Genomic DNA, 5,131 nt, shown 5'->3' with positions numbered 1-5,131 from the left:
CCGCACGCCTTCTCCCAGCAACCACCCCCGCCCGCGCCGGAGTTCCTGGCGGTGGACCGCGACTACTCGATCCTGGTCGACTCCGCCGGTGTCGCCTTCGACGACCACGGTCTGTCCGTCGACTTCGGCTGGCACGAGATCCGCAGCGTCCACTACAAGGCCGGCCCCTCCGGAAAGACCCTCATGGTCGCCGTGATCCACGTCGACGGCACGTTCTACGAATGTGCCGTCGACGCGAAACGCCGGGAGCGGGTCCAGGAGTGGTTCGCACAACTGGCCTTCGTGCTCGGGTACTACCGCCCCCTGGGCTGATCCCGGCCCCTACGGCAGCGCGTGCACGTGCGGTCCGACCGAGCCCGACCACGAACCGCCCGCGGCCGCGTCCCAGTTGGTGGACCAGGTCATCGCGCCCCGCAGGTCGGGATACGTCTTCGACGGCTTGAAGGAACCGCAGTTCGTGCCCTTCGTGAGGCAGTCGAGGGCGTTGTTCACGACCGTCGGGGAGACGTATCCGCTGCCCGCTGCGCTGGTCGAGGCGGGCAGGCCCAGGCCCACCTGGGACGGGGAGAGGCCGCCCTCCAGCTGGATGCAGGCGAGCGCGGTGAGGAAGTCAACCGAGCCCTGCGAGTAGACCTTGCCGTCGCAGCCCAGCATGGAACCGCTGTTGTAGTACTGGGTGTTGACGACCGTCAGGATGTCCTTGACGTTCAGCGCGGTCTGGAAGTAACCGGCCGACGTCGACTGCATGTCGATGGTCTGCGGGGCCATGGTGATGACGAGGGACGCGCCGGCCTTCGCCGACAGGGACCGCAGAGCCTGGGACATGTACGTCGGGTTGAGGCCGTTCTCCAGGTCGATGTCGACGCCGTCGAAGCCGTACGTCTGCATCAGCGAGTACACCGAGTTGGCGAAGTTCGTCGCCGAGGCGGAGTCGCTCACCGACACCGTGCCGTTCTGCCCGCCGACCGAGACGACCACCTTCTTGCCGGCCGCGTGCTTCGCCGCGATGTCCGCCTTGAACTGGTCGACGGTGTAACCGCCGAGCCCCGCCGAGTCGAGCGTGAAGCTCACCGCGCCCGGCGTGGACGTCGCGTCCGCGAACGCCACCGCGATGATGTCGTACTGGGCGGAGACGTCCGAGAGCTTCTGGACCGTGGCGCCGTTGTTGAAGTTCTGCCAGTACCCGGTCACCGCGTGCTTGGGGAGCGAGGTGCCCCCGCCCGTGCCGCTGGTCGCCGTCGTACCCGTGACCGCCGCCGACTTCGCCGACTCACCCGCCGAGTTGGTCGCGGTGACCTGGAAGGAGTACGAGGTGGCGGCCGCGAGCCCGGTCACGGTCGCCGAGGCGCCGGTCACCGCGGTCACCTTCGTGCCGTTGCGGTAGACGTTGTAGCCGGTGGCGCCCGAGACCGCGGTCCAGGACAGGGACACCGACGAGGACGTCGTACCCGAGACCGCGAGGCCGGACGGCGTCGCCGGGACGGTCGGGGCCGGGTCGCCGCCCCCGCCGCCGTCCGGGCCGAGGACGGACACGTCGTCGGCGTAGTAGGCCGCCTGTCCGTACCAGCCGTGGGTGTAGACCGTGACGGACGTGGTGGCCGCGCCCGTCGTGAAGCTCGTCGTCAGCTGCTTCCACGAGGACGAGTCCGGCGTCCAGGTCGACACGTCGGTGGTGCCCGTGCCCGTGACGCCCAGGAAGGCGTAGCCGCCCTGCACCCAGGCGCTGAGCGAGTACGTCGAGTTCGGTTTCACGGCCACGGTCTGGGCGCACTGGGCGTCGTCCTGCCCGGCCGGCGCCGCCTTCAGCGCGGCCGAGCCGCCGTGCACCGGGGAGGAGACCGTCGTACCGCTGCCGGCGGAACAGGTCCAGTTGCTCAGGCCGGACTCGAAACCGGCGTTCTTCGCGTTGTTGACGTCCGCTGCGGACGCCTGGCCCGCGCCCGCGAGGGACAGGGCGAGGGCGGCGGTGACGGCTGAGGACCAGAGCCGTGTCGATCGTCTCAGTGGGGACATGACAACAAGTTGGTCCAGACCAATCCGGCTGTCAAGAGGTCCAGACCAACTCGGCCGTGCGGCGCCGGATCGCTTCGGTGCCGGCGAGATGCTCAACCTGCCCCGTTTTGACGTGTCTTGTGAAACGGCAGTTGCCCATCAGCTACAGAAACGCTGTTCTCCGGTCACAGAGGCGTGGATACAGTGCTGAGGTAGTCACGCAGTGAAGTCATATCGGTGTACCGGAGTAACCCCGCCCCGGTGGGCCGACGGCGTAACACGGGGAGCTGCGCGTGCCAACTGCCATTGCCGTGACCAGTGCCGACATGGCGCTGCCGCCGCTGGACGAACGGACCCTGCCCGCCGTCGTCCTGCCGGACCTCGACCGACAGCCGCTCGACCAGGCGCTGTCCGCCGTCCAGGCCCTCATCGACCAGTACGGGCATCTCGTCGTCGTGTCCTCGCGCGCCGCCCCGCCCGGAGTGGAACGCCGGCTGCACACCATCCGCTCCCTCCTGGAGAGCGACCGTATCGCCCTGTTCCGGCCCGATCTGCCCCCCCTCGGACTGGCCGTCCTGGCCCGGCAGTTGCGGCAGCTGGCGTCCTGCGACCTCTCCCCGGGCGTCCTGGCCTCCGCGGGCCGGCTGCTCACCCACTACATCCACGCCGGCGCGCTGCTCGGCTCCGTGGCCCGCCTGGACCGCGTCCCCGTGGGCCTGCGGTCGCACGCCAAGTCCTGGGTGCCCGGCAACCACTTCGCGGTCCTCGCCCACCCCGAGCCGCAGTTGGTGAAGCTCGGCCCCGCTGCCGCCCTGGCAGGACCGGAGTTCGGCACCTGGATGCTGGTCGGCAAGGGCCAGCTCCAGTCGGACTGGGTGAGCGCGACGCTGGCCAAGCAGTGGAACGTGCAGGGGCTCAGGGAGACCGTCCCGCCCGCCGAGTCGGCGACCTGGTGGGGGACGAACAAGCTGGTCGAGTTCGCGACCTTCCTCCCCGACCTGTCGGTCCTCTACCAGCTGGTGACGTCCGTCCGGCAGAGCAGCTGCCACTGGTGCGGCATCGACGTCATCGGCGACCGCTGCGTGTTCTGCTCCGCCACGCCACCGCTGCTGGAGAACCAGCTCCCGGCCGGGTGAGTCCCAAGCGCCCCCGGCACCGCCCGCCCGATCCCATTCCGCCCGACCGATATCCCCAATGAGGTTGTACGGCACATGAACTCCCGTCAGCGCCGCGGCGTGCTCCTCCTGCTCCTGTCGGTCCTGTGCGCCCTCGGCGCGTTCGCCGGCGTCCTGTCCGTCATCAGCGACGTGAAGTCCAAGGTCGGCCCCGAGGTCACCGCGTACCAGGTGAAGGACAACATCGCGCCGTACACCCAGCTGACCGCGGGCCAGTTCGAGAAGATCAAGATGCCCAAACGGTGGCTGTCGCACAACGCGATCACCGATCTCGACGCCGTCCGGGGCAAGATCGCCGTCACCACGCTGCGGGCCGGGTCCCTGCTGCAGAGCGACATGATCGTCGACCAGCCCGCTCTGCAGCCGGGTCAGCAGGAGGTCGCCATCATGATCGACGCGGCGACCGGTGTGGCGGGCAAGATCACGCCTGGTTCGACGGTCAACGTGTACGCCACCTTCGCGGGCGAGAAGGAGGGTGATCCCGCCCAGTCCAAGATCATCGTAACAAACGCGAAGGTGCTGGACGTGGGCGAGATCAAGGCGCTCGACCCCTCCGCGAGCGACAAGAACAACCAGCAGCCCACCGACGAGGTCCCCATCACCTTCGCCCTCTCCACCCTCGACGCCCAGCGGATCACCTACGCCGAGTCGTTCGCCCAGCGGGTCCGGCTCGCCCTGGTGGCGCCGGGCGGCAGCACCACGGTCCCCGACAAGGACCGGACGTACCAGCTCGCGAAGGACAAGTGAGAGGCCCCCATGCCCACCAGGATCCTCCCGGCAGTCGGGGACGCGGACGCGGTCCGTTCCATCACGACGCTGCTCAGCCAGCTCCCGGACGCCGAGCCGGTCGCCCCGGTCGTCGACTCCACCCAGCTCGTCGACACCCTGGCCCGGCTGGCCGCCGAGTCCATCGACGAACTCCCCGAGGTCGTGGTCGTCCACGAGCGCATCGGCCCCGTCCCCGCCCTGGAACTCATCCGCGAAGTGGCCCTGCGCTTCCCGGCGGTGGGCGTCATCCTCGTCACCTCGGACGCGAGCCCCGGACTCTTCCAGGCCGCCATGGACTACGGCGCACGCGGGCTGGTCGCCCTCCCGCTGAGCTACGAGGAGCTGGCGAGCCGCGTCCAGGCGGTCGCCCAGTGGTCGGTGGGCGTACGGCGCCATCTGGGCTCCGGCGGCGACGTGTTCACCGGCGTCGGCGGCACCGTGGTCACCGTCAGCGGCGCGAAGGGCGGGGTCGGAGCCACCCTGACCGCGATCCAACTGGCGCTGGCCGCACAGGCCTCGGGCCGCAGCACGGCCCTGGTGGACATGGACCTGCAGACCGGGGACGTGGCGTCCTACCTCGACGTCCAGTTCCGCCGCTCGGTCGTCGACCTGGCCGCGATCACGGACATCTCGCCCCGGGTGCTGGCCGACGCCGTCTACCGGCACGACACGGGGATCGCCCTGCTCCTCGCGCCGGGCGAGGGCGAGCGGGGCGAGGAGGTCACGGACCGGGGCGCGCGGCAGATCGTCAGCGCGCTGCGGTCACGGTACGAGGTCGTGGTCATCGACTGCGGGGCGCAGCTCAGCGGGGCGGGCGCGGCCGCCGTCGAGATGGCCGACATGGCCCTGCTCGTCACCACCCCGGACGTGGTCGCGGTCCGGGGTGCCAAGCGGGCGGTACGGATGTGGGACCGGCTGCAGATCCGCAAGGCCGAGGAGACGACCGTGGTCGTCAACCGGCACAGCCGGGCCACCGAGATCCAGCCGCAGCTGATCCAGAAGATCACCGGCACCGCGGTGGCGGGGACCGTGATCCCGGCCAACTTCAAGGAGTTGCAGGGCGCGGTGGACGCCGGCCGGGTCCATGAACTGGACAGCAGGGGCGTGGTGAAGCAGGCGCTCTGGTCACTGGCCGGGGAGTTGGGGCTGGTCAAGCCGGCCGAGGCGGCTCACCGGGGCGGCGGGCGGTTTAGGGG

5 protein-coding genes are annotated in these 5,131 nt (G+C 70.1%); 4 read left to right on the top strand and 1 reads right to left on the bottom strand.

All coding sequences use genetic code 11. From position 1 onward, the window contains the following. A partial coding sequence (locus tag GRC12_RS41840; protein ID WP_244374589.1) for a hypothetical protein occupies positions 1-312 on the top strand: 312 nt, incomplete at its 5' end. Positions 313-321: 9 nt separating this feature from the next. Here the strand turns inward: GRC12_RS41840 and GRC12_RS41835 are convergent. Beyond that, complete coding sequence (locus GRC12_RS41835) at positions 322-2,013, bottom strand: chitinase (protein ID WP_208785682.1); 1,692 nt, start codon at positions 2,011-2,013, stop codon at positions 322-324. Between the two features lie 305 nt (positions 2,014-2,318). Between GRC12_RS41835 and GRC12_RS41830 the strand changes: the two genes are divergently transcribed. The 3 genes from GRC12_RS41830 to GRC12_RS41820 form a co-directional block, all read left to right on the top strand. Next, a complete protein-coding gene (locus GRC12_RS41830) occupies positions 2,319-3,128 on the top strand; it encodes a hypothetical protein (protein ID WP_244374590.1) in 810 nt (269 codons plus the stop codon). A 75-nt stretch (positions 3,129-3,203) separates the two neighbouring features. Next, positions 3,204-3,914, top strand: coding sequence for a Flp pilus assembly protein CpaB (cpaB, locus tag GRC12_RS41825; protein WP_208785681.1), 711 nt, complete (start codon positions 3,204-3,206; stop codon positions 3,912-3,914). Positions 3,915-3,923: 9 nt separating this feature from the next. After that, positions 3,924-5,131, top strand: a 1,208-nt coding sequence (locus GRC12_RS41820; protein ID WP_208785680.1) for an AAA family ATPase, incomplete at its 3' end; no start/stop codon positions are given.

This window comes from Streptomyces griseorubiginosus (genome assembly GCF_017614965.1).
Classification (GTDB): domain Bacteria; phylum Actinomycetota; class Actinomycetes; order Streptomycetales; family Streptomycetaceae; genus Streptomyces; species Streptomyces griseorubiginosus_B.
The sequence above is the reverse complement of the archived record's forward strand: the minus strand, read 5'-3'. Positions and strand labels throughout refer to the sequence as shown.

What these genes read in the sequence shown, in the direction of transcription:
- GRC12_RS41835 (WP_208785682.1), bottom strand. Translation starts at nt 2,013, where the DNA reads ATGTCCCCACTGAGACGATCGACACGGCTCTGGTCCTCAGCCGTCACC.
- cpaB (WP_208785681.1), top strand. Translation starts at nt 3,204, where the DNA reads ATGAACTCCCGTCAGCGCCGCGGCGTGCTCCTCCTGCTCCTGTCGGTC.
- GRC12_RS41830 (WP_244374590.1), top strand. Translation starts at nt 2,319, where the DNA reads ATGGCGCTGCCGCCGCTGGACGAACGGACCCTGCCCGCCGTCGTCCTG.